This is a genomic window from Breoghania corrubedonensis (assembly GCF_003053845.1).
In the GTDB taxonomy this organism is placed as follows: Bacteria; Pseudomonadota; Alphaproteobacteria; order Rhizobiales; family Stappiaceae; genus Breoghania; species Breoghania corrubedonensis.
In genome coordinates this window covers 227,075-250,407 of the sequence record NZ_QAYG01000004.1, presented here as the reverse complement: position 1 = coordinate 250,407, position 23,333 = coordinate 227,075, and the positions used below count along the sequence as shown (strand labels likewise).

Below are 23,333 nucleotides of genomic sequence, written 5' to 3'. Positions count from 1 at the left end.
GGTCAGTCCTCCCAGCGCCATTCATCGTCTTCGTCGTCAGGAACCTTTTCGACATTCGGCTCCATCTCAGGCGCGGCATCTTCCGTCATGGATATTGGTGCGGATCGTGTGTTTTCGATTTCGAAGTCGAATTCGCCGTCCACGACTTCAGTTGGATCGCCGGAACATCTACTGAAGTCTCGCTCGATCTCTTGCTCGAGCTTTAAAAGAAGGGCCTGGTCGAGGATTGGGGCTGCGATTCCAGCGCGGAGTTCAGCCTCCGTAGCTGTGGCTTTGACGTCTTGGATGGCCTGCAGAACAATCTCTTCGCTCATCTTTGCTTCGGCTGCCATGCGCGTACGCAGCAGTTCGTTGGCTTTCTTCCAGTGAAATACCGAGACACCATCCAAGCCTACGTGACCACACTTGACAGTGAGCCAGCCCTCGTTGGGGATGCGGACGGACACAAATCCCATGTCTCTTGGGTCCATTCGAACGAGCCAGTCATTCGCTGGCGAACTACGCCGAAGTTTTTGGAGCTCGAGGGACTGGTAGTAGAGGCCGAGCAATTCGATGCCACTCTTGGAGATCTTGCGTTCGATCGATGTTCCAAGGGCATGCAGCATCTCATGTTGATCGGGAGGTAGCTGGGTTCCGAATTGACTGGTCAGCCGCTGCCAGCAGTTGCGCGGGGTTTCACCTCCGAGCCCGGAATGAGGCGTGTTGTGATAGACATCCACGACGTAGCGGACGAAAAGCTGGCCAAACTCCTCCACAGAGAACACAGCGTTGGCGTTGGCGTCATAATCACCCTTGCTGCCGACGTTTTCGAACGTTCGCCCGGACAGGTGTTGCATGAGGCCGAGTTCGACTGTCCGAAAGAATCTCTCAATTCGACCGCGCAGTTGTGGCTGGCCTGCGGGCACAATCTCGTAGTGGCTGTGAAGGTCTAGGACGGCAGCTTTGAACTCCGCCGCCACGTATTCGGAGCCATTGTCGGCGACGACTTTTTCGATCCGCCCGCACATGTCCCAGGGTGTCCGACATCCGGCGGCTTTCGCGATTTGTGCTTTGTCGCTGACCGCCATGCGAAGTGTGTCGATTGCGCTGATCGCCGATTGGCTGGGCGCGATTACAAGTGCCAGAACACATCTGGTCCGCGCATCGATGGCAGCCGAGGCCCAATAGCGGCCTTTCTCGACCTCGGCTTGTTCTGCCTCAGTCAGGCGGGACCAAAGGCCTGCCTTTTGATAGAAGCTGATGAGTGAGATCATCCAGCCATCAAATTCAACGCGCTCCAACGGCCATTCGACCTCCAAGCCATTATGTACAATGCGGAATTTTTTGAGGGCATAGTCGGCTCCCTCGCGGCCAGCATTGACTTTGAACTGCGGAAGCTGGCCAACAGCTCTGGAAACGGTAGCTCTGCTTGGGCATGTCAGAGACGGGACCTCCGCTGAACGTCGCGATTGGTTCTCTGCCTGAATGAGGATCTTAAGATTGTCGTGGATTGCCTTCGTCGACGGCTTCCGCCTGCTCGAATAGCCAAGGATCGCTTCCCACATGAGTCTGTTGACGGCGGGGTCGAGTCTCGACTTCTTGTTGCCGCTTCTCCCGTAACCCGGGACCAGGGAAAGCGCGTTGAAATGACCTCGTTCATACCGAACGAGCCAGCGCCGAACCGTGGTGGGAGAGGGACAACAGAGTATATTGACACCCTTCTGACCGAAACGACCGTCGGCTGTTTGTCTCGCGCGTTCTTCTGAACAATAGCGAGCGTAAAGATCGCACAGCGCTTGGGCGAGGCTCTTGTCAGTCCTTGTGGTCTCTCTTGATTCTTCTCTTTGGATGATTTCGTCGCAGATGAACTTTCGAAACAGGACCAGGCGTTGCGTCTCAGGTTTCAAATCCGTAATGCGCACATTTGACTGGCCTAGTCGGATCTTTGCGCTCGCGGAAGAAAAGCTGTCGAGTTTTTCGATTAGATTTCCACTTCTGTGAAGGTCCTTGATTTCACTGTGAGTGAAATTCTCGACCACCTCGGGCATGTCGATCCTACGAAGCACGTAGCCGAGGTCGTCTTCTTCAATCGGCATATAGGCAACGTCGTTGACAATGACTTTTGTGTTCGCTGCGAAGCGAATGCGAGTATTCACGGAATGCATGTCAGAGCCCTTTCCGAACGAAGCTATCTCTTGTGATGCGGCCGGATGAAACGTGTTTGAGAGCGCCGTCGCCGATGAGATTGACGACGGCATTGAAGTCGTGACTGTTCAGTGACGCGTGTTCGAGCAGCGCACGGATGGTCAGAGCGCCTTGACACTTGTTGATCATCCGCAAGATTTTCTCGTCGGCTGTTGTGTCCCGCATCTTTCGAGCACGGAAAGTCAGCTTCGCGTTGTAGCTTCGATCTACTGTGATGGATCTCTCGGTGCGGAGCTGATACTGGTCGGCAAAGTCCGTCACCTGTTGCCTGATCAACTCCAGTGTGCGCTCGATGCCACTGCTGCGGACCCGACGTTCGGGCTTAACCGCAATCGCGATTTTCCGGCCATCATGTAGATGAACCCGGAAATCGAACGTGTGTTTGCGACGCTTGGCCTCATCATCGACATATGAGACCGCCGGAGGCTGATCGTGGATGTCATCGACGTCTCGGTGAACCAGGAGGATGTAGAGCAAGTCAGCTTCAAGAGAGCTCTCGTAAACCAGTTCCCTGTTGGTTCGAGGGTTGACGATGTACCCTCGACAAGAACTCCTGGAGCGAGCGGCTGGTAATCGGCTCGCACGAGATTTCGATGGTGGAATCCAAAGGCCCGCCACACTGCTTCGATGTGCCGGGAAGCCCGATATATACTCACTCCGTCTATCAACGCCGCCCAGCACCTCCTTCCTCCTGACTTTGTCGGGCGATTTGGCGGCGGGAATATTGGCGATTTGCTGTTTTGAACAGTCGTACCCGTTGAGGATTTCCAGAATTCGTTTGGTTTTATCGTTGCTCATGACATGACTCTTCGTTCTGCGACGCCAAGAGGCGCGCAAGCTCGAGAATGGATCTCGCTAGACTGGGCTCGGTTACGGGCTTTAGCCGACCGTCAAGATTTCAGGTTGCAGGGACCGACGGAATGTTTCCGTGGTCGCCAGGAAACGCGAGGCGACTGTTACTAGGAGTAGGGGGCTCCGCGGCCATTGATGAAGACAGATGCGTAGCATCGGACATCAGATGCGCTTGGCTGCCCGTTGTTCCAGGCGGTACCAGCGGCTCCGCGTCCGTGCGAGACCGAGAGCGGGGGCAATGATGTGGACCTCGGACGTGATGATCTCGTCAGCGTCGGGGAGGCGAGGGTGGTCCCTGACGGATCCAGAAAGGGCGGGGGTGTGCCGAAACGTCAAGCGCCAGTCATTAAGCGCAGGGGACGACCTGAGCGTTCTTGCGTCCGGATAGATGCCGTCGCGGATACGTTCCAGATCGGAGACGAGGCGTTTGAGGTTGTCGATTTCTCGTGACAGCTTTTCTCGGTCGAATTGGCCGTTCATGTCGAAGGGGATCATCTGTGGTTCCCTCCGTCACCTTCGGCGCCTGCCAGATCGTCCACATGCGAGCCGAGGTTCGCCCAGCCTGATGCCAGGCGAGCCCAACCATCATTAAGAGAGAGCGCGAAAAGGGGCTCGAGGATCGCGACGTCTGAGATGCTGCCGATGAGCGCCGCTTGCGGTACCAGCGTGGTCGACCACGCTTCGATGGTTGGTGCCAGTCTCAAAAGGGAAGGGGGCTGGCGGTGTTCATTCAGGTGCGACAGGTCGGCGGCAAGCCGCCTGAAGTGTTTGGCTTCAATCGCATACGTGAGGTCGGAGTTGAGCGTCATGGTTGGCATGTTGTGCTCCTTGGGTCGGCAGCGATGCCGATGCAGCGTGAGAAAACTGGATGCGGGGCCGGGAAGAGCGGTCCGCACCTATTCGAGCCCGGAGCTACATGCTGTGGGGGAGAGGCGAGTTGAAATGGGCGCAGTCGTCCATTGGAGGGTCTCCAGCGTTAGAAGTGGATGTGTTCGAACGCGCGCATGAGCTCGCAGCCGCACTCAAGGTGCAGTTGTGTGAACTGTCGCGCATTGTTCAGTTGTGGTGGCTCAGTGCATCCAGACCGAAATCGGTCGCGATATCGGCGGCGCGGCAGGCAGTGCCAACGTAGGGGCATCATCAATGGGGTTGAGAAGCCCGGGTAAGGAAAAGTACTGATCTATCGATGCGAAATCAGCGGTGTTTCGCGTCACGACTGTAGTCGCATGCGCAATCGCCGTGGCCGCGATTGAAAGATCCTGGCATGGATGAGGGCGCCTTGTTCCGAGTGGCGTCACCCAAAAATGTGACAGGGCCGGCACGGTCGTCATTTCAGCGTAGTCTCGCGAGGCATGAGCGGTCAGAGGGAGGAAACGGATGTCGCTCGCCAACAGTTGCTCAAGCCGGATTTTTAGTCGTTCAGCTTTCTTTGAATTGGTTCCATGAACCTTGGCGCTCCCTCGCTCGGCTTCGATGATCGCCCCAGCATGGAGTGCCAACGTGCAAGAAGGGATCTGCCGAATCCTGGTGCGAAGCTGGGCAGGCTGGCTGGCTGAGTCCTTGGCGAACGCGTTGATGATATCTGTATCAAGGACAAAGAGAGTTTGGCGGGCGGTCATCTGTTCTGCTCGAAAATTGCGGTAACGCCGTTCTCGGGCAAAATCACCGGCGAACTATTAACGCTGGAAAATTTTAACGACGCGATCGTGAATTGAGAGCATACGCCTCACTTATTCGGGCGATGAGGGGATCAAAATAAGCGGAGCCGGCGATCTTTCAGATGATCAGCAGTTTTGGGTTCCCGATGACGCAACCATTGATGCGGCTCGAATCCTTGATGCGGTCGATAGATGCGGACCACAAAGAGTCGTCCAGGATGCCGGAGCTATATTGTCTGGGCCACTGAGGCGGTGAAGCCAGAGCCCGGAACCGAGCATCTGCTCCGTGGTGGGCCGATCGTTGAGGGGGACACCTAACCGGCAGGTCATCATGCTCATCCACAATGAGAACCTCGTCATCAGCACGGGCGCGACCAGGTCATTGCCACCGGACCGCATAGTTTGGGTGACCTGCCACCATCACTTACCTGTCCGGTGAATTGAGAGAGATGGCTATTGGATCGGTTCGATCAACACCGTCCAGTAAAACGCTGTCGCACCTTCTGCACTCAGCTTCATGGAAGCTGCATATAATACTATATTCAGTGATTTTTCGTAGTTTTGAGTAGACTTAATGCTCTATATAATTGAGATAAAGAAAATTTACGCGGCAAGGCGCTCGAGGTTTTTACTCGTAATCCCTATTCTCTAGGGTCTGAGGGGGCGGCGAAATCTCACTTCGAACGCAATAGTTAACCAAAGCCCCAACGGCATCGGTGAGATTTTCCCATGCTGAAAGAAAAGGGGCATCTTTGGGTGCTGGGCTGTCAGGTGGGCTACTCAGATAGCCCAATTGTTCCAGAACCACGGCGACATTCGCTCTGTCGGCAGCAACCAGTTCTAGCAATCCGGCGATAGCAGGATCTTCAGCTCGAAAGCGCTCTAGCGCAGCATTGATCTCTGCGTCGAAATTGCATCGGGTGCCCTTCATATTCTGCCCTCTCCACTATTCTCGCAGATTATCTTCCTCCCGAATAGCGTATCCCCGGGAGCGCTCCCGGGGATATCTTTTCACTGCCCAGCATACAAACGCGCGAGTATCGCGCGCGCAGTCCGACGAATCAGCACAAGGCTCTCGGCACCTTTCCGCTCAATCAGCGCGCGATCATATTCGTCCATCTGGTTCAGGAGCAGATGAGCATCCGCTTGCGTAGCAGCCTCTTGCGCTAAAGCAAAGATCTCGCGTCTAGCTTTCAATCCGACTTTCGGGGTCGGGGTATTCGTCCGTTCAAAATATCTGATACAAAAATCAACTTCTAAAATTGATCCGTTCATCTCTCTAACTCCGATAAATACGGAGTTCAGTATAATCGGACGGCTACTTTTTGTCACTGTGCGGCATGCTCACGCTACCAGACGCCCTCTTTCTGCTCTCCATTCCTTTGTGGCTGCGACCGAGCTCATAAGCATTCTCGATCTCTAGTTGAGCAAGAGATAACAAATAGGCCAAGAAATCCTTGCCGTCACGCTCGAACTCGCGCGTCATATGAGCGACAAACTCACTATAACGTTCCGCAACGTGGCTATCCAGCTCTGACATTATTGCACCTATTGAAAATTGGTCGGCTTTAGGCAGCTAATGATGGCGACCCGCAACTGATCCGGTAGTATTGGCATCAGCGATCCGCCATGCTCGTTCGACGGCTTCATACAATTCGCCGCGAGGGTGAGCCTGAAGCAAAATCAAACATGCGCTTAAATGATCCAGAATGGCGTCCGCTTCTGCTTGCGGGTCGCGCAATAAACTAAGCTCCTCGTCCGTCATCCTATCGGTCCTTCCGTAGGGGGTTTTCGAGGCTTTGTGATAATATGCGCGACGCTGGCTCCGGTCTTGGACGCAATTTCATGCACGCGACATGTGATGGCTTAACCATCTAGCGAGCAATAGCAAAAGCAGGGGGGCAGGCAAGAGGAGGGATGAAAACGCGTAGAATTGTAGGTCGTAATTTCGAAATTGCCGTTATTTGGGCGGACCGTCTGAAATTCACCGCGCATGCTCATGATGAATATGTGCTAAGTTGTAATATTTCCGGCAACGAAAAGCTCATTCTTGATGGAAAGCGGTTGGAGGCTCCGGAGAAATTCACAACTCTTTATAATCCAGGGCAGATACAATCTGGTGATGGAACAGAATGTATTTTGAGTATATATCTAGAACCGGACTTCTTTATAAAAGAAGAACTTTCATCTAATTCTGTTATTTACGAAAAACCGATTGTTGGCGATGATGATCTTTGGAGAAAATTCGTATCATTAGTCAGTATCGTATTTGACAGAGATAACAATGAAATCGCTGAGGAAAAATTATACCAGATTTTAGATTTGTCGATGTCGCGCTATACGTATAACTCGTTTCTGCCTACAAGAAATACATGCGATAAGCGAATAAAACGTGTGAAAGAACTTTTGCTTTCGCGCCTTGCCGATCAGGTTTCCCTTGATGAAATTTCTGGCGAGCTTGGACTTGATAAACTCGGGTTGTTGCGGATGTTCGTGAAGGCAGAAGGTATTCCGCCAATTACATGGCAGCGCGTAAAAAGGATAGAGGAAGCGAGAAGATTATTGAAAACCGGAATTTCAGCGTCGGATACTGCATATAGGACTGGGTTTTACGATCAGTCGCATCTTACGCGATGGTTTGGGCGCGCTTATGGGATTAGCCCAGCACGTTTTATGCGCGGATAATCGCGTCCAAGAAAAGTGATTTTGGCTCTCCTAGAGAAGGTCGCACCCGCGCAGAGAGCGGGCTTAACTCATGGGGAGCTTAATATGAAAAATTTTGAGACGGCATTGAACGAACACATTGCACTTATCCCGGCTCAGCTCACGGAGCTACTCGCAGAGCGCTTTCGCGCGGAATCTATCGTCGCGATGAAGCATCTCGTGCCTATGGGCATAGCGAATATACTGCATGAACAGGCTTTGCGCGTTCTAGCGGCCTCGGCAGCGAGGCGTGAGATGGAACTTGCTGTAACTGGCGGCACGCCGCGGGCTTATCATAGCGTAGGTCGAGACACGATCGCCGCGCAGCGCGGTCCCGTAACGGATTTTTTCGAGTCCGATGCGTTGCGCGCGTATCTATCCCGGATCGCAGGAGAGAAGCTTTTTAAAGTCCCCTATGCGCCCGAAGAATATATTATCAATTCTCAGCAGCGGCCCGGCGATACACACGGCTGGCATTGGGATGATTACACCTTCGCTCTGATTTGGATGGTGGAAGCGCCGACGCCGTGGGAAGGGGGACGTGTCGAATACGTTCCAGACACGTCTTGGGATAAGGCCGACCCTAAGGGCTGTCTAGAACGCACGCTCAAAACCCGCGAAGTACGCAGCCGCTATTTTGAGGCGGGAACCTGCTACCTCATGAGGGCGAACACTACCCTCCACCGGGTTGCGCCAATCAATTGCGGCACGAGACGCACGGTTATCGTCTTCACCTATGCTTCAGAAGCGGATCTCTGTGATCCCAACATCTCGCACGAGACTATGGAGGCGATCTACGCGCCCGAGGTGGAGGCCGCCGCTTAGGCAAATTGCTGGGGGCGCCGCTTTCGACTGCGGCGCCCCGAACTTGTTTTGGGGAGAGTCCTATGATCGAACTGTTTGCCCTTTTCGCACTCACAGAGATTGTCATGAGCGCCTCGCCAGGCCCCGCGGTTTTTCTCGTGCTCTCGAAATCGTTGCGACACGGCGCTCGGGCTGGATTGGTGGCGAGTGCCGGGATACTTGGTGTCAACGTTGTCTTTTTTATTCTCTCAGCTGCCGGACTAGGCGTGGCGATCGCTGGTTCGCAGAGCCTGTATCTGATGATCAAATTTATAGGCGCGGCTTATCTCGCCTGGAGCGCTTGGGAAGCATTGCATGCGGCCTTTCAGGCGATGCACAATGGGATCGATGTTGTAAGCGGCAGGCCTCTAACCACAAGCGTAGATAAAACAAAGCTCGGAAACAGCTTGCTTGCCGGAATCACGGTTCAGGCCTCAAGCATCAAAAATCTAGTTATTTTTCTGGCGATTATTCCACAATTCATCGATCCTTCAGGAGCCGTAGTGGTTCAGTTTGCTGCGCTTTGCTTGATCTCTGTTCTGGTTGAGCTCCCGATTTTGGCAGGCTATGCGCTCCTGGCGTCATATTTTGCGCGTCGCGTCCAACAGACGCGCTTCGAGATCGTGCTCAACCTCGCCTCGGGCGTTATCTTGCTCGCTATTGCTGGTATGATAGTCTTCCCCCGCGGGGGGCAGGAAGTCACATCCTCGATAACAGCCACAATCGTCGGCTCTCTATAGCTGTGTGTGGGTTGAGATCTGGGGTCGAATTTTAATTAAATGTCCGGGTGAATATCTCGTCTTTTTTTATATTTATATTTGTAAAACAAAACAAATATTCTGTAATTAGTCGGTTTCTATGGTAGATAGAAGGCTGTCATACTCAAGGGTCGCGAGGAATGCTTCTAATGCAGCGACTTCATCCTCCGCGAGGTGCAAGGCGTTGATAGGTTCACCCGACCACGTTTTGAGGCGCGCATAGAATTCAGTGCGTTCAATATCGGTCATCGAACCTGGATCATATAAGGCTAGTGGGTCTACATGCGCTCGAATTGCATCGCCCAATTTGTAGAGTGAACCGGAGTGGGAGTAAGGCGCTGTTTTTGTTACGTTGTAGAGAGGCGGCGTTCGGAACTTGTAGCGATCATCAGGATCCATCGTCACATTGAAACGGCCGTAGTCGACTCCGAAGCCATTCTTTCCAAAACCCACCTGTGGGAAGGGAATTGCATGAAAGTCCATATCGCTGAAGTACGGGCCGTTGTGGCAACCTGAACATCCTGCTTTGCCGTAGAATAGAAGGCCTCCGGCGAGCTCCTGTGCGCTCAGTTCGCCGTCGTTGAAAACGAAATCATGAAACCGCGTGCTCCGGACGGCAAAATTCTCCCGGATGAATGATGCTATTGCTTCAGCAATGTCGCTAAAGGTAAGAGCGCGGACCGGCTTCCCTGCGGCTTGTGCGAGCGGTCCTGACAGCTCTGGCATAGCTCTGATCCGCTCGATCAGTATGGCGTACACCTGCTTGGCAGTCGAAACACTCTCTGTCTCCAACGCGTTGTTCGCGGGGCTATCCATTACCATCTCACCGATTTCGACCGGGGGCAGGTGGACCGCGACTACGAGCGCGTCGTCCGATGGTTCCTTTCCTGCAAATTGGCTGTGGAGGGTACCGGATGAGGCATCTACTTTCCCATCCCAGAAGAAGATATTGAACTGTTTTCCGCCGCGCCCCCAGAATGCCAGCGTGTTTCGGGGGATAATGTCCCCACCGCCGATCATGCGTGCGAGGCCTTGTCCGGATGCCTCTGTTCCGAAGGCGTTGGGCAAACCGTCGGCCGATCCAAAGCGATCAACGTGGCAAGAAGCGCAAGCAATTTGCTTATCTAGCGACAGGGACCGCGATTGGAAGAGTAGCCTACCTGCGGTCACCATCTGAGCGTCGACCGCCACGCGTGTTTCTACCGCGGGAATGAGACCAGACTTCAAAGCGCTTTTGCGGAGAACTACTTCACGTAGTTCCTGTCCAGCTGAGGAAGGCAGGGTGCTGAGCAGAAACGCGATCACCGCCAGCCTAGTAGCGTATCTCATGAACGCGTACGACCTCCTGGAGGCTTCCGGCCCCGTCCTCAATGGCGCGCAGGCTCATCTCGCTGAGTTCGTTGTCGCTGAGGCCCCAACGAATGAGTCGCTTGCGCATTAGGTCGTAGTTCTGACAATCCAGCAGGCCGATTTCCATCGCTTCGACTTCTCTCACGGACTCTTCGGAAGGATTGGCTACGAGCTTCTGCTTCGCAATCATATGTGCCCGCATTGCGTGATCACAGCGGTACGTCAGTTCCCCGAAGGCATCCTGGTTCCATTCCATCAGGATAGACTTCCAAACAGGGGCGCCGATCGTTGCGACCGCAAAGCCGAGCGCGAATGTGGCAGCTAGAAAACTGCTATTGCGCAGCAATACCAAGCGCATCGAGTAGCTCCGGTGTAACCGTGCCCGTAACCTTCAAGCCGTAATCTGACTGCATCTTCGACAGTGCGACCCGCGTCTGAGGCCCTACTATGCCATCAATCGCAGCTGTGTAATACCCGTACGTGAAGAGCGCAGTCTGTACTTGGACAACGATTTTTTGAAATTTGCCAGAGTTCCCCGGAAGCGTTTTCGGAGCTACTGATTGTGAACTCGGCAGAATTGAGGAGTTTGGCACACTGTCGGTGTTGCGTGAGGCCGTTGACCTCTCCGCTTCGCGGATCGTGCCAGCATCAGTTTTAACGGCCCAGCGACCGTGAATCTGTTCGATGCTCAGAATAGTACCAAGACCGTATACCTCTTGGCCGACTGTCGCCTGTGTTAAGTCAACAGTCGACGCGGTCTTCTTCCTGAGCCACGCCGCCGCCAACGTGGCGCCCACCACTTCCCAATTCGATGGATCATTGTAAGTCGGTGCAAGGCTTCTCATAGTCCGTGATGGGGCAGGGCTCCTCGGTGGAGTGGATGGTGTCACACCGATCGTAGCTTTGGGGGGAGAAAAAGACGGTGCCCGATATACGGGAGCGGGGCGGGAGTAACTCCGCGAGCTGTAGCCGCCTCCGGACGAGGAACGATGACTGGAGTGAGATGCATGCGATGAATGGCTCGAATGGGAGCGATGGCCAGCGAGTGTATAGAGGTGTTTTAGCCGGAAGCGCTCAAGAAGAGTCGGCTTGGTGTCAGCATTGCTGATCAATGGCCCGGGCATGCTTGCCAGAGACTTGCTGGGAAGCAATCCCGCAGCGATGAGTGATGGAATAATGAAAAGTCGTTTCTTCATAGCGGTCTGACCCCCGTAAAACCACGTTCATCAGGATACCATTCAAAGAAGCCGCAACAAGCTTCGCGTGCATTGCAATTCCCGCACGTATCCAGGTAGCGCTGTTTCCAGTCCGAGATGGTCCGCGGTGCCAGACACCGAAAATCCTCGGGAACAGTGCAGTGCGGGAAATTGTAGAGCAGTGCGTCGACGCCTTTAGCGCGCACAAAGTTGAGGGCATCGGCAATCGGGTCGAAAGCGTGGGGCAAGGAGTTGTCGAAAAAGAGCTCGTTCCAGTTCTTTCTTCCGAAGCCAATATTCTCCAATTGCATTAAAGCCCAGACCGTAATGAAGGGCAGTTGTAAAGTGACGAGCCTTGCCAGAGGCGCAAGGTCGGGGGCATTTGGCTTCATGACCACAGTTCGCAGTTCCACGGCCGAACCTGCCCGCGCGAGAATGGCAAAAGATTGCATGAGCCGCGAAAATGCTCCCGCCTTGACGACGATCTCATCGTGTCGGGCAGGCTCATGCGAGTACAAAGGTATTCCCCAAAGAACCCGATCATGAGGGATCGATGCCAATTCTTCGATGTCGGCATCCTCGAAATGTTGGCCATTCGTCAAAACGTGGAAGCGGATATCAGGTCTGGCGTCGACCATGTCGCGAAGGAACAAAAACAGTTCCTCCTTGAAAAGCGTCGGCTCACCGCCGGACAACCCAACATACGCGTTCTTTGGTGCAAGTCTGACCGCCTCCCGAAAATAGGGAAACATGTCGGAATGATGCCGCTTTGGTGGCTGAGAGCACATCAGGCACAATTGATCGCATCGTTCTGTAACCAGAAGGGTATTGTGCGGAGAGGAGGCGCGGATCAAGCGATGGGCGGTTCCTTGCCTCGGGAGTATAAGAAGAACATCGTTCTCGACGCTCTCGATGGGCGCGTTATGAAGCCGGAGCGGAAAGCCCGCCAAGTCGAACTCCGCGACCGTCCCGTCCATTCCGAGGAAGACTGCGTCAAGCGGATCGACATCGGCTGGTGCGGAGCTGCGGAGCCGTGTGACGATCGGGGCATCGGCGGGTAGCGGATCGACCTTCAGGCGCAAGGGGATCATTGGTGCACCGGAGTGATCGAACGCGGGAGGTCGGGCACGCCTGCCCACGCCGCCAACGAACGCCGAACTTTAGGATCTTCTGAGTAAAGAAGCTCGAATACGAGATCGAAAAGGAAGGTATGCCTCCGGCAGAAGTCCGAATGGATCCGGGGGCCGTCAATGCGCCCCTCCCGAGAAATGTCGTCAATGAGGTCGACACCGCAGAATGCCTGATACGGACAATGTATGCAGTCCGGGTCGAAGGTGTTGGATGCGTGTTGGTTCAGAACGTCTAGCTTTGCATTATCTAACCCCGAAAAGACGTCGCCTACAGAAAGATCGATTTGTCCAACCCGGGTCATCATCCGGGCTTCGTCCGTCGGATAGAAGCGGCCGTCATAGTCGATGACGATGTAGTCTTTGCCGAGAAAGTTGGGATTCCTTAGATCGACGTGGTTATCAATGCCGGATCGGAGGATGCGGCGTAGACAATGAACGAGATAGAATTCCTCAAAGAACACTTCGCCCCTCCCATTTTGCTCGATCATCAGGTCGATGAATTCGCGATAGAGCGCGTTCCATCGGTCGACGACGTTTTTCGCGGCATGTCGTTTCCGGGCAAAGCCTTGGTAGTTGATTGGCCTGAGATAGATCGAGTGGATGCCATAGCGCGCATATGTATCGAGCACAGATGCAGGTGACGGTGGGTTTTCAACGTCGATCGTGGGGAGGGCGGAAATGCGGCCGGGTGCCAGCCGTCTGACGGCCTCGTCTAGGTTCGAGAAAAATTCGTCATTCTTCTCTTCGGTTTCCGTTCTTTGCATCCGGTGTGTCACCGCATTTCCGTCAATGGACGTGCTAACGAACGTGTCGGAAGCATTGATGAATTCCCACTCAGCCGGACCGAGGTGTTGCAGGTTTGTGCATACGACGAACTCGACTTTCTGGAAGCGTTGACGGCAAAATGTCCGAACGCGGTCGAGAAGATCGACCCGGAGGAGAGGCTCTCCGCCTTGAAATTCGACTTTGAGAGTGTCGGCGCTGATGCCAGATAAAAAGGTGAACACGGCTTCTAGCGTCTGGTCTGTCCAGTCGTGTCCGCTGGATTTCTCATCGGCTCGTGACACCTGGCAATAGGAGCAGGCCAAATTGCATCTAAGGGTTGGAACCAGAACCACGTATCCTAGGTCGCCAGGAACGGCCTGGCGCGCGGCCCAGCGGTATGCGAATGCGGTGTGTGCCAAATCACCTGCTTGTTCGAATGCATGGCCATTGGCAAAAAGAAACTTTGCGTCGTAGGGCGACAATCGCCCGTACGCGTAACGTTCCAAGAATGCGGAATCAGAACGGAAAAATCCACCTGCTTCATCTGCGAAAAGCAACGAGCTTCCGTCGGCAGTTGGACGAAATTTGAGAGGCCAAACTTTCATTTTGAAACGAGGGCGCGAATTAGGCTTGAACGGATATCCTCGGTTTCGCTACGGATGCGTTCGCGATAAATCGCATGCAGTACATCCCGCCGGATTAGAATGGGGTCATCGCTAGTTTCGACATCGATTGTGGCCTGATTTAAAGAAAAATAAGTGGCCGGAAATATATATCCCAGTCTGGTAATTGCAGACGCTGCGTATGATTCCAATTCGGTTGGAACCGGAATCGAAAAAATGTTTGGCGATGTCGATTTTTGTTTAGTCAAATTAACTCATCCTCATCAGCAATGATAAATTTCATTTCACGATTGGCCTACCGCTAAAACAATCTTGATTGTCGATGGCGAAGTGTACGACGTCGATAGCTCCCGAGGCAAGAAAGTGCCTATGAGTTCCGTCTAGCTTGGAAGTGCGTTGTGACGATGCAGTTTCTCCGCCTCGCGCATCTCGACCAATTGCCTGCGCCGTCTGAGGAAATCGGACAGACGCGTGCGTGCCGGGCTCAGCGGGATGGTGACAGGCGAGTCGAGTACTGCGCCCATCCGAGCCAGGACGCGAGCATCGACGCGATCTGACTTGGCGAGCACGCCGGTGGTGCGGGCGAACTCGTGGGCCTGGCGTGGATTGACGCGAGTATAGGGATTGACGTGCTCCCGCCATGTCTGCCGTACACGATCTTGGACCCAATTCCAGGAAGCAGCCATTCGCGGCACTCCGCACCACGGTCTTGAATGGGCGGGGAGCTGACCTTCGCTGCGTCCGGCGCTTGAGATGTGCCGACTGCGGAAACAGCCATTCGAAAGCGTCACTTTTCCGAGTTTACATACATGCAAACTTTCGAAGAGGGCGCGGGCGGCCCGAAGATGTAACATCAGACTACCCAAGACCGTCGGCCCGGAGCCATTACCTAGTTCAGTTCCCCCGATCGGTGCGGCCAGTATTTTCTAGACTGATGGTACTCAAGAGATTCTCCTACCTCTGAGAACTCGAGAAGGCTCCCGACCTTGTCCATGAGGACGTCGCGAACCTCGGCAGGTGTCGCAAAGAAGAACTCCTTGCGGGCGTTCACCGCATTCAGAGCTCTCTCCCGAAAATGGGTGTGAAGCTCATTCTCCAATGACACGGCGTCTTCAGAAAAGAAAAGGGCATGAACATCGAACCGAAAGGGAACAGATGCGCCACTGAGCTCCGAGATACGATCGTTCGGCTCAAGCCGTCTCGTCAATCCAATCTTGACGACGTTCGCGCCGAACGCTCCCTGGTTCGAAATAACGTAAACATAGCCGGACCGAATATTTGCCAGCCGGAATTCGTTCTGCTTGATGGCGTCCTCCAACGCCAAAAGGTTTGCCTCCAGGTCGGGGTTTCTTTCTCCTTTTTCCCGAAGGGCCTCTATTGCGTTCTCGAGGTGGTGCTTCTCCTTGGCCAGCCGCTCGCGCTCCTCGGCGAACTCCTTCTCGATGCGCTTCTCTTCGCGAATTCTCGCCCGGTTCTCCTTCTCCGCTTCCTTTTCTTCCTGCTTCTTCATTAGCCAGTCGGCCGTCAGCTCGATCTCTTGGATCCGGAGGTCGTGGTACCGCGCGCTGATCTGCATCTCCATGATCTTTCCCAGCTTCGCGATCGCCTTGCGTGACGCTTCGAGCCGCTTCTTGGCCACACCGGGATTTCCGGTACGAAGTGAACGGATGCAGCTATCGCATTCAGCGTTGTAGGCACGAAGCATCAGCTTTCCAAGGTCGTTCGACAGCTTTCGGCCTGCCGCCAAGGAGTTCTCGAACGTGAATATCGAGGAGACCTCGATGGCCTTTTGCTCCCGCACGACCTTGGTGATCTCAACCTCGATCCGCTCGAGTTCGGCTCTGTATCCTGCGGCATTCTCGAGGGGATGATGGTAACGGTAAATCCCGATGTCCTGCAGGATCTTCTGGTCGTTGAGGGAGATGGTTTCCGCCGCAGCCGTTGAACTGTCTGCCAGTTGTGCCCGCAGCATCGCCACTTCGGCCTTCAACGCGAAAAGCTCGTTGGGCGGCGCTTCCGGGTCAGTCGGATCACTATCCACCTCGACCGCTGGCGCTGCCTGAGGCGTGTCGCCGGCGTCCGATATCCAGAGCTCCCATCCCTCGGGCTTGGCAGGCCAGTTCGGGTCGGGCTTCCAGTCCTTTGGTGGCGTCCACCCTTTAGGTGGCTTGGGCCACCCAGGCGGCGGATTAAACGTCCGTCCTTTCGTCACGACTTGCGCACTCCTGTCACGTTGACGGCGACCAGGGCGAGGGGGTCCTTGGAGATCGCGGCGCCGAGATGCTTCAACGTTGCCAGCGGGACAAGGCCGGAGAGATCAAACTCCATGAAACTGTTACGCTCAGCGCTGACACCCACAAAGGCAAGGAAATCGAGCCGTCCAGTGGCAGGGTGCTGTGCCTTCGTGCCGACCTCGAGCGAGATCGTTCGGATCAGGCCGCGCCTGTCCGCCTCGAACACCTCGTGGAGCGACCTGATTGCGACCTGATGCAGGACGCTGGCATACCGTTGCTTGATCTCCACCTGGGACAGTGGGACCTCGCGTATCTCATCGGACGTCTTTACGTATTTGTACGCCTTAATCGCCGGAAAGTTATCTGGGCTCGGGACCGTCACGCGCATCCGAAGCTCGGCTGACTCAGGTGCGAACGAGAATTCATGCGTGACTTCGAAGTGATCGGGATAGGTGGAATTCTCCACGACGAGCGAGATGTACTCCTGAACTGCTTCAGCGTCTCCATAAGATAGGTTGGTAATGAATTGGTCGATGGACTGGTTGTGGTCGTCCAGTTCCTGGCGGAACCGATCCTTCTCTGTGGCCAGGGTTTCAACCCTTTCGGCCTCTGCCTGTTCATAGGCAGCCAATTCGATTGCATACCTATCTTCTAAGGCCGAGATCTCACTGGCCCATTTCGCCATTTGCGTTTCGTGAGTTTGCCGCGCTATCGCACGCGCTTCCTCAAGCTTCCGCTTCTTACCGAAGAAACCCTTAGGCTTGGCTGGTTCGACGTATGTCGGTTCGGGTGAATACGTTGGTCGTTTTGGCGCGACTAAGGGAATCTCCAAATCAGGCATGTCGAATGGCGTCGTATCAAACGGCTTTCGAAGTGTCTCAAGATCTATATGGTCGTCGACGTCGATCGTGGCACCCAGTAGCCCTTCCAGATCGTCGAAAACCGCATCGATTTCCGAATTCATTCGGTGGACCTCGGCTTGCTGGGCTGCGGCATGCGCGGCCTTTACTGCCTTCTCGTATGCTTTCCGATCGCGCTCATCCGCGATCTCTGCTTTCCGGACCTTGGCTTCATAAGCCTTCGCCTGTCGTACTGCCTCTCTCCGCTCGGCGAGGTCACGACGTTCCGCAGCTTTTGCGCGACGAACACGATCTTTCTCCGCAGCCTTCATGGCCTTCAGCGTGAGGCTCAGTAAATTTTTGGCCAATGGTAATCATCCCTTAATTGACAATTTTTGTTCAAGCTTATCCCACCACGTCTTATTGTCTACGGATGGCTTGCCATTAATAGACAGCGCAAAGCATCAATGTGGCCTCGGAGCCGCCAGGGTCTGGCGCTTGTCACCAAGATCCGCTGTGGGTGAACCGCGCCCCAGCGACGCCCCGTCTGGTGAATGGCGGGTAAGGGCCGAAAACTACCGCGAAAATTGTCCTACGAATGTCGGCTTAGGTGTGCGATTTTTCCAGTAACCGACAGTCCGCAACCGGCGCCAAGGCAGACGGACCGCAACGCGCCCCCATTTCAGTCATTCGGCGCTGGACGTCGCTGTCCCAATAGCTGCCATTGCGGAGGATGAAATTAAGAGTCGCACCGTCGCTGGTGCTTGCCGCCACGTATCGACCCTTCGATGCCCACCCAACTCAACGAGCAGACCGAAGCGATCTTTGCAGCCAAGCACTAACGCATCGATGCTGCCTCCGAAGCCATCATCTGGGACCGTCCAAGCGAACGCGACGCGATAACGAAGCCTTGCCGCCTTACGCGGGGCTCAAAGATCGTATCTTGCGATGATTCCACAGCCTGCTGCCTCCTAAAAGTGCAAGGCAACCTAGAATCTGCTAAGCGGGAAGTATTTACGGGATCGAACTATATGGCTGTCGTCAAAAACAAGACTAACCCACCGCTAGATTCACGTTTCACATTCGCAGAAGATTCGTTTGGGCGGTTAGCTGGCGGGTGGGACTCGCACCTGCGACCCGCTGTTGGTGTTGCAGACGGCGAGGCGTATCTCCTCCGCTTGTTCAAAAAGACGGGCACTGCGCTCGACGATGATCTGCGGGCGATTGTCACCCGCGGACTTCGCCGAATACGACGGGTTCTGTCCTCACGCCGCGCTCGGGACGTTCTGGTCGAGGTCCTCGAGGCTGCCGAAGACCAGCATGAGCTCGCCATCGTAATGGTTGCCCCCGGCGATCCGATTTCGGGAGCTTCGCAACGACGGAAAACGGGCCGTTACCTCACGAGTGCAAGCCGTGGCGTGTTCTGGCGCAATATGCTCCGCGTCGCAGAGGCGCTCGCGCTGTGTCATGACGCTGGCATCGTGCACGGCGGCGTCAGCCTGCACTCGATATTCTCACATCGCGCCGACAGTGCCGACTATCGGCTCGGTGGCTTCGAGGCATGCGTCCACATTTCGGATGGCGATCTCAAACAGTCCGGGCATCTGCTTCGCCCCTCCGCCGCGATCTCGTTCCGGCAAGACTGGATCGACGTGGCTGCGGTTGCGAGCGCGCTTCTCGGCCTTGACGGCGAGAACCCGCCGGCGCTGCTCGCCATCGAGCGCCGCATGCTGGAGAGGTTGGCGAGTCCGCCGCAGTTCCAACTGTTCGATGGTGAGGTCGTGCTCGACGAGTTGAGGAACGTCGTCAACGAACTCGACAGGGTCGGCTCAAGCTCAGAGGGCGAACTCGTTCTCTATCCCTCACGGAGCGTGGTCCAGAGTGATTTGCCCGCCCTGTCTTCCGGCACGATTCCCGCGACAGATACGGGAGCCATCGTGCAGTTCGTTTCCGACGACCTGCTCTCGGTCGGCGTTCGCCTCGTCCCTGCCGGCCAGGACACCGCACGGGTTATGACGGACCTGGCGATCTACCACGTTCGCATCATGAGCGACACCGTCGGGATGATCGAGGGGGCGCACCAGCGTCGCCCGAACGAATGGATGCATGGCGCTGTCGACATCGTCCATCGACTGCATCTCTCCAGAAATCGGGCGAGCGCTGAAGAGCGCGTCCAAAATCTCGGACCGGGCGCCAAGCGCTGGCGCGATCTCCTAGAGCCCGTCCAGTCTGCCGGCGCGATCGCCGACGTTCCGATATGGTTTGCCCTCATCCTCCTTGAGGCCTTTACCGTGCTGAGGGAGCAGTTCCGCCTCTATCCCGTCAATGTGCTCGCGCCCACGAACGCCGAGGCAAATGTTGTCTGGCTGGCGCCCGGCGATGACCCCGAGCGCGACGCGCAGCGCGAAACCATGGGGCTGCGTCCGGCAGCCGAGGCCCTTAGACGCGAGTTGAAGGATGACGACGGGAAGGCGAACTGGATGCTGTCACAAACGGCGCGCCTCGCGATGGGCCGGGAGCGTGCCCCTGAACTCAGCTACGAGGGCACCGGCCTGATCAACGGGAAAACTGCGTTCGCGTTCGGAACCAACCTCTCGGTTCAGACAGGGCAACGGCTTTTCCTGCGACCTCGCAAGGACACGGGCGCCGAGCGAGCCATTCGGCGCCGGCTGCAGAACATCGTGGCCGCCCGGTCCAACGTAGAGCTGTTGAGGGCTTTGGACGATCCGGCGCAAGTTGCCATGGATGAGGTATTGCGGGACATCGCCGCACCTGGCCCGCCACCTGCCGATGCCGACATGGAACAGTCGAAGATCGAGGCCTGGGAGGCAATCGCCGACGGCAGATCCATCAACGTGGTTGTCGGGCCGCCGGGCGTCGGCAAGACCTTCCTGATCTCACACCTCGTCAACAGCGTCCTGCATCAAACGCCCGATGCCCGAATTTTGGTGTCGTCTCAGAATCATGAGACGCTCGTTCATATGGAGGACGAGCTTCGCAAGTTTCTCCCTGCGACCACCACCATCATCGTTCGCGTCGAGCGATCGCGGTCCGGCGAGAAAGAAAGCACGCTCAGACGGAGTTCGCAGTCTCTGTTGCGCTCCGTCTCAAAGCCGGACCCGGCCAGCGCCGCGATCATGACGAACCAGCTCAATCAAATCGTTCAAGCGCTGAGGCCAGTGGATACCTCGGAGCAGTCGCTCGCCGACCGTGCCCTGCGAGACACCGACAATTTGATGCTGCGCTCGTCTGACGTAACGCTGGCAACCACCTCGTCGCATATTCTTGAGGAGATGATTGCTGACGGCGAGCAGTTCGACTGGGTCTTCATCGAAGAGGCCGCGCGGGCCAACGGCGCCGAGCTGATCGGAGCGTTGCTCTTGGGAAACCGCAGGGTGATGATCGGCGATCACAATCAGCTGTCCCCCTTCGATGCGGCGGATCGGCAGAAATTCTACGATCCCAGCCGGGCCGGCGAGCTGCTGCGCGACGCCAAGGAGAAGCTCGCTGCGATCTCCGACCTGCCGAGCGAGGTCGAGTTTGCCCTCGAGGCGTTGAAGGCGGATACGTTCCTGCTCAGCGACGTTCTCGCGATCGCTTCTCGTCTCGAAGAGCCCTTCAAATCTATTGCCACGCGAGAGGAGACAAGGGCCGCGGATAACGGGCGCCCGAGTTCGATCGCCAACACGCTGCGCGAGCAGAGCCGCATGCATCCCGCGATCTGCGAACTTGTTTCCAATACCTTCTACAAACGGCAACTCGAATCTTCGGAACGCGTGAAGGCTCGCAAGGCGGTCGTCGAGGCCATCGAGGGATTTCCAACTTCTCCGGTCGTAGTTCTGGACGTGCCCTCACTCAGCGTCGTCAAGCGACGGGCATTCGAGCACACCGTGAAGCGGTCAATTCGAAACGAGGTCGAGGCGACCGCGCTCGTGGCAGCCATCAAGAAACTGCGCCCCATCATCCACGAGGGCAAACCCGTGCCATCGCTCGTGGTGCTGTCTCCATATCTGGCGCAAGTCCATCACCTCGAACGACTGCTCAGGCCGGACATCGACATGGCCGCGGGCACGCTGTTCGGCTTCGCCAGCCCGCGAGGCGATGGGAAGTTCATTTATACGAGCGACAGCTTCCAAGGCGGCGAGGCCGACGTGGTAGCCGCCAGCCTGGTGCGCAACAACGTTCTCGTTGGCACGCGGGCTCTTGGCTTCATGAAGAACCCGCAGCGCCTGAACGTCTTGCTCAGTCGCGCCAAGCACAAGCTCGTTCTCGCAACCAGCCGGCAGTTCATCCTCAACGCCGTGGAGGGAACCGACCCAGATGGGGTCAAGGACGAACTCGGCTTTCTGCGGACCATGCTCGACGAGGTCACCCGCTTGTCAGAAACCGATTTTCCGTCCGTCGGCAAAGGAGCCAGCGTAGTCGCTGTCGATGAGCAGGGGAGACTCTGCTGATGGGCAAGATCTACATTCCGGCCTGGCATTACCGGGCGCCGGGCATCGTCCAGCGCACCTGGGGCTGGAGCCCGGTCGAGGAGATGATCCTACTGTCCCTTGACCGCAACCCCGGAACGATCAATCACGTCTCCCAGATGCTCAAGATTCCCCGTCAGGTGGTTGGTTCGACGGTTGCTCGGCTGATGCAATTCGGACTTGTCGAAGTCCGGCTATCGCCACAGCCTGATCTGGTGACCAGCAGCATCGGCCATGACTGCATACGCACGGGCCGTGCGCTTCCCGAGCGCTCATCCGATCGCGAAATTGGCATCAGCGTCGTCTATGAGAAGGTCGGGTTGTCGGTGTTCAGGACCAGGGACGTTGATACGATCCCTGTCACTAAACTTCCCGCGCAGGGCTCGATCATCAGGTTTCCGGAAGGAGAACCACCAGAGACGCACTATTCGATGATGCAGCGCGTCAACGAGTTCATGGTCGGCATGTTGAGGCCCGGCGAATGGCTGCGCGGAGTACAGGCAAACAGCTCATTCCTCGAGCCAAAATTCCTCGTACTCGATCTCGATGAGGTCGAGGCAGGCGTGTTTCCGCAGGGCGCGAGCGACCAACTCGTCGACGCTCTCAAGGCGACAATCAAGACGGGGGTTCTACCGAAGACCATGGCACCCACGCCGGAGCGTCCCCTGACCATCGAAACGCGCTTTGATGCCGCTCACCTCGTCGTCGGGGCCGAGCAGCATCTGGAGCGTTTCGAGCAGATTGTCGGCGCCGCCAAGTCCAACATATTCGTCCTGTCTACATTCGTTGCATCGCAATCCGACGAAAAGGGCAGGGAACGCCGCGAACGCATCGTGCGAGCACTTGAGGATGCGTGCAAGCGCGGCGTGAGATGCCACCTCTTCTTCGGGACCTCGCTTGATCGCGCCAAGCACGCCGCGGCCATGCAGGAACTGTATCTGCGGCTCTCCGCTGCCCGACAGACCAGAGGATATCTCCTGGTCCAGAGGGATCCAGTCGAGAGCCACGCGAAGTTCCTGGTTGCCGACGATGGCCACGACGGCGCAGTGGTTCTCATGGGCTCCTGCAATTGGCTCCACTCTCCATTTTCGGCCGTGGAAGTCTCGGCCGAGCTCAGAAACCCCAACGCCGTTGCAGAAGGGCTAGATCGACTCCGCGAGATTATCTCCAAGCTATCAAGCGCTAGTCGGTCGGTCGAAGCACTGCAATTCATGGCGTCCGAGCTGCGGCGACAACGAAATATGCTCTCGACCCCCGAGGAGGCACAAGCGCCGACCGCAACGCTGACAATCCTTCATGCCGCTGACCACGAGCGGCTGCTGCGCGCCGCGGCCCACGAGGCGCGACAGCGCTTCATCTGCTGTACCAACAAGGTCGGTGCGAACATGGTGCCGGCCCTGTTCGATCCTGCCGAGGTCGCAGGCCGGCGCCTGGGCGACGTGCGCATCTACTATTCGCGCCGTACGGGACCGGTGAAGCGCGGCCATGTAACGAAGCATCGCGAGCGTCTCCACGGCATCGTGGACCTCACGGGCGTGCCCGAGCCGCAACTGCACGCGAAGTTTCTGGCTTGGGACGCGGACCATGTCGTCGTCAGCAGTCTGAATTGGGGATCACAGTCCGGGCTCGAGGACAATCCGCTGGACGAAATTGGCCTTTATCTCGAGGGACCCAACTTGGCGACGGCGTTGCTTGAGAGGTTCGACGCCGAGCTCGGCTGACGGTG

21 protein-coding genes and 1 pseudogene are annotated in these 23,333 nt (G+C 56.2%); 5 read left to right on the top strand and 17 right to left on the bottom strand.

Features of this window, described 5'->3' with window-relative positions:
* Positions 1-2: 2 nt before the first annotated feature.
* The 9 genes from C8N35_RS13350 to C8N35_RS23665 form a co-directional block, all read right to left on the bottom strand.
* On the bottom strand, positions 3-2,144 hold the full coding sequence (locus C8N35_RS13350) for a Mu transposase C-terminal domain-containing protein (protein ID WP_170122098.1): 2,142 nt from the start codon (positions 2,142-2,144) through the stop codon (positions 3-5).
* Between the two features lies 1 nt (position 2,145).
* Positions 2,146-2,982: a TnsA endonuclease N-terminal domain-containing protein gene (locus C8N35_RS13345; RefSeq protein WP_107990306.1), complete on the bottom strand. Its 837-nt coding sequence runs from the start codon at positions 2,980-2,982 to the stop codon at positions 2,146-2,148.
* A 216-nt stretch (positions 2,983-3,198) separates the two neighbouring features.
* Positions 3,199-3,531, bottom strand: coding sequence for a DUF6634 family protein (locus tag C8N35_RS13340; protein WP_107990193.1), 333 nt, complete (start codon positions 3,529-3,531; stop codon positions 3,199-3,201).
* The gene (locus tag C8N35_RS13335) at positions 3,528-3,854 is read right to left on the bottom strand and encodes a hypothetical protein (protein ID WP_107990192.1); all 327 of its coding nucleotides are present in this window, start codon (positions 3,852-3,854) and stop codon (positions 3,528-3,530) included. The genes C8N35_RS13340 and C8N35_RS13335 overlap by 4 nt, the downstream gene beginning before the upstream one ends.
* A 252-nt stretch (positions 3,855-4,106) precedes the next feature.
* On the bottom strand, positions 4,107-4,655 hold the full coding sequence (locus C8N35_RS13330; RefSeq protein WP_107990191.1) for a type II toxin-antitoxin system VapC family toxin: 549 nt from the start codon (positions 4,653-4,655) through the stop codon (positions 4,107-4,109).
* A 667-nt stretch (positions 4,656-5,322) separates the two neighbouring features.
* Complete coding sequence (locus C8N35_RS23675; RefSeq protein ID WP_146177398.1) at positions 5,323-5,625, bottom strand: hypothetical protein; 303 nt, start codon at positions 5,623-5,625, stop codon at positions 5,323-5,325.
* Between the two features lie 80 nt (positions 5,626-5,705).
* Positions 5,706-5,969 carry a hypothetical protein gene (locus tag C8N35_RS13325; protein WP_146177397.1) on the bottom strand — a complete coding sequence of 88 codons (264 nt, stop codon included), beginning with the start codon at positions 5,967-5,969 and terminating at the stop codon, positions 5,706-5,708.
* A gap of 43 nt (positions 5,970-6,012) precedes the next feature.
* Positions 6,013-6,234, bottom strand: coding sequence for a hypothetical protein (locus C8N35_RS23670; protein ID WP_146177396.1), 222 nt, complete (start codon positions 6,232-6,234; stop codon positions 6,013-6,015).
* 36 nt (positions 6,235-6,270) lie between these two features.
* A complete protein-coding gene (locus C8N35_RS23665; RefSeq protein ID WP_146177395.1) occupies positions 6,271-6,459 on the bottom strand; it encodes a hypothetical protein in 189 nt (62 codons plus the stop codon).
* Positions 6,460-6,611: 152 nt separating this feature from the next.
* Between C8N35_RS23665 and C8N35_RS13320 the strand changes: the two genes are divergently transcribed.
* The 3 genes from C8N35_RS13320 (at position 6,612) to C8N35_RS13310 (ending at position 8,980) form a co-directional block, all read left to right on the top strand.
* Positions 6,612-7,379: an AraC family transcriptional regulator gene (locus C8N35_RS13320; protein WP_107990189.1), complete on the top strand. Its 768-nt coding sequence runs from the start codon at positions 6,612-6,614 to the stop codon at positions 7,377-7,379.
* A gap of 84 nt (positions 7,380-7,463) precedes the next feature.
* Positions 7,464-8,222: a HalD/BesD family halogenase gene (locus C8N35_RS13315; protein ID WP_146177394.1), complete on the top strand. Its 759-nt coding sequence runs from the start codon at positions 7,464-7,466 to the stop codon at positions 8,220-8,222.
* Between the two features lie 62 nt (positions 8,223-8,284).
* Complete coding sequence (locus C8N35_RS13310) at positions 8,285-8,980, top strand: LysE family translocator (protein ID WP_107990187.1); 696 nt, start codon at positions 8,285-8,287, stop codon at positions 8,978-8,980.
* A gap of 105 nt (positions 8,981-9,085) precedes the next feature.
* Here the strand turns inward: C8N35_RS13310 and C8N35_RS13305 are convergent, their stop codons facing one another.
* The 8 genes and pseudogenes from C8N35_RS13305 to C8N35_RS13265 form a co-directional block, all read right to left on the bottom strand.
* Positions 9,086-10,327: a His-Xaa-Ser system-associated MauG-like protein gene (locus C8N35_RS13305; protein ID WP_107990186.1), complete on the bottom strand. Its 1,242-nt coding sequence runs from the start codon at positions 10,325-10,327 to the stop codon at positions 9,086-9,088.
* Complete coding sequence (locus C8N35_RS13300) at positions 10,311-10,706, bottom strand: TIGR03982 family His-Xaa-Ser system protein (protein WP_210203517.1); 396 nt, start codon at positions 10,704-10,706, stop codon at positions 10,311-10,313. The genes C8N35_RS13305 and C8N35_RS13300 overlap by 17 nt, the downstream gene beginning before the upstream one ends.
* On the bottom strand, positions 10,681-11,193 hold the full coding sequence (locus C8N35_RS24435; protein WP_107990304.1) for a peptidoglycan-binding protein: 513 nt from the start codon (positions 11,191-11,193) through the stop codon (positions 10,681-10,683). Before C8N35_RS24435 ends, C8N35_RS13300 begins: the two co-directional genes overlap by 26 nt.
* A 347-nt stretch (positions 11,194-11,540) precedes the next feature.
* Entirely contained in the window at positions 11,541-12,635 is a 1,095-nt protein-coding gene (gene hxsC, locus C8N35_RS13285; protein WP_107990185.1) for a His-Xaa-Ser system radical SAM maturase HxsC, read from the bottom strand.
* Positions 12,632-14,044 carry a His-Xaa-Ser system radical SAM maturase HxsB gene (gene hxsB, locus C8N35_RS13280; protein WP_107990184.1) on the bottom strand — a complete coding sequence of 471 codons (1,413 nt, stop codon included), beginning with the start codon at positions 14,042-14,044 and terminating at the stop codon, positions 12,632-12,634. The genes hxsC and hxsB overlap by 4 nt, the downstream gene beginning before the upstream one ends.
* 398 nt (positions 14,045-14,442) lie before the next feature.
* Positions 14,443-14,685: pseudogene (locus C8N35_RS24235) on the bottom strand (IS110 family transposase); the annotation flags it as partial.
* A gap of 266 nt (positions 14,686-14,951) precedes the next feature.
* Positions 14,952-16,274 (bottom strand): SNIPE associated domain-containing protein, encoded by a 1,323-nt coding sequence (locus C8N35_RS13270; protein WP_107990182.1) that lies wholly within the window; start codon positions 16,272-16,274, stop codon positions 14,952-14,954.
* Positions 16,271-17,503 (bottom strand): hypothetical protein, encoded by a 1,233-nt coding sequence (locus C8N35_RS13265; RefSeq protein WP_146177392.1) that lies wholly within the window; start codon positions 17,501-17,503, stop codon positions 16,271-16,273. Before C8N35_RS13265 ends, C8N35_RS13270 begins: the two co-directional genes overlap by 4 nt.
* 663 nt (positions 17,504-18,166) lie before the next feature.
* On the opposite strand from C8N35_RS13265, the gene C8N35_RS13255 reads away from it, so the two are divergent.
* Both C8N35_RS13255 and C8N35_RS13250 read left to right on the top strand, forming a co-directional pair.
* Positions 18,167-21,589, top strand: coding sequence for a DEAD/DEAH box helicase (locus tag C8N35_RS13255; RefSeq protein ID WP_107990179.1), 3,423 nt, complete (start codon positions 18,167-18,169; stop codon positions 21,587-21,589).
* Entirely contained in the window at positions 21,589-23,328 is a 1,740-nt protein-coding gene (locus tag C8N35_RS13250) for a phospholipase D-like domain-containing protein (RefSeq protein WP_107990178.1), read from the top strand. The genes C8N35_RS13255 and C8N35_RS13250 overlap by 1 nt, the downstream gene beginning before the upstream one ends.
* Positions 23,329-23,333: the final 5 nt, after the last annotated feature.

What these genes read in the sequence shown, in the direction of transcription:
- C8N35_RS13300 (WP_210203517.1), bottom strand. Translation starts at nt 10,706, where the DNA reads ATGCGCTTGGTATTGCTGCGCAATAGCAGTTTTCTAGCTGCCACATTC.
- C8N35_RS23665 (WP_146177395.1), bottom strand. Translation starts at nt 6,459, where the DNA reads ATGACGGACGAGGAGCTTAGTTTATTGCGCGACCCGCAAGCAGAAGCG.
- C8N35_RS23675 (WP_146177398.1), bottom strand. Translation starts at nt 5,625, where the DNA reads ATGAAGGGCACCCGATGCAATTTCGACGCAGAGATCAATGCTGCGCTA.
- C8N35_RS13305 (WP_107990186.1), bottom strand. Translation starts at nt 10,327, where the DNA reads ATGAGATACGCTACTAGGCTGGCGGTGATCGCGTTTCTGCTCAGCACC.
- C8N35_RS23670 (WP_146177396.1), bottom strand. Translation starts at nt 6,234, where the DNA reads ATGTCAGAGCTGGATAGCCACGTTGCGGAACGTTATAGTGAGTTTGTC.
- C8N35_RS13340 (WP_107990193.1), bottom strand. Translation starts at nt 3,531, where the DNA reads ATGATCCCCTTCGACATGAACGGCCAATTCGACCGAGAAAAGCTGTCA.
- hxsC (WP_107990185.1), bottom strand. Translation starts at nt 12,635, where the DNA reads ATGATCCCCTTGCGCCTGAAGGTCGATCCGCTACCCGCCGATGCCCCG.
- C8N35_RS13325 (WP_146177397.1), bottom strand. Translation starts at nt 5,969, where the DNA reads ATGAACGGATCAATTTTAGAAGTTGATTTTTGTATCAGATATTTTGAA.
- hxsB (WP_107990184.1), bottom strand. Translation starts at nt 14,044, where the DNA reads ATGAAAGTTTGGCCTCTCAAATTTCGTCCAACTGCCGACGGAAGCTCG.
- C8N35_RS13255 (WP_107990179.1), top strand. Translation starts at nt 18,167, where the DNA reads ATGGCTGTCGTCAAAAACAAGACTAACCCACCGCTAGATTCACGTTTC.
- C8N35_RS24435 (WP_107990304.1), bottom strand. Translation starts at nt 11,193, where the DNA reads ATGAGAAGCCTTGCACCGACTTACAATGATCCATCGAATTGGGAAGTG.
- C8N35_RS13345 (WP_107990306.1), bottom strand. Translation starts at nt 2,982, where the DNA reads ATGAGCAACGATAAAACCAAACGAATTCTGGAAATCCTCAACGGGTAC.
- C8N35_RS13310 (WP_107990187.1), top strand. Translation starts at nt 8,285, where the DNA reads ATGATCGAACTGTTTGCCCTTTTCGCACTCACAGAGATTGTCATGAGC.
- C8N35_RS13335 (WP_107990192.1), bottom strand. Translation starts at nt 3,854, where the DNA reads ATGCCAACCATGACGCTCAACTCCGACCTCACGTATGCGATTGAAGCC.
- C8N35_RS13330 (WP_107990191.1), bottom strand. Translation starts at nt 4,655, where the DNA reads ATGACCGCCCGCCAAACTCTCTTTGTCCTTGATACAGATATCATCAAC.
- C8N35_RS13250 (WP_107990178.1), top strand. Translation starts at nt 21,589, where the DNA reads ATGGGCAAGATCTACATTCCGGCCTGGCATTACCGGGCGCCGGGCATC.
- C8N35_RS13315 (WP_146177394.1), top strand. Translation starts at nt 7,464, where the DNA reads ATGAAAAATTTTGAGACGGCATTGAACGAACACATTGCACTTATCCCG.
- C8N35_RS13320 (WP_107990189.1), top strand. Translation starts at nt 6,612, where the DNA reads ATGAAAACGCGTAGAATTGTAGGTCGTAATTTCGAAATTGCCGTTATT.
- C8N35_RS13350 (WP_170122098.1), bottom strand. Translation starts at nt 2,144, where the DNA reads ATGCATTCCGTGAATACTCGCATTCGCTTCGCAGCGAACACAAAAGTC.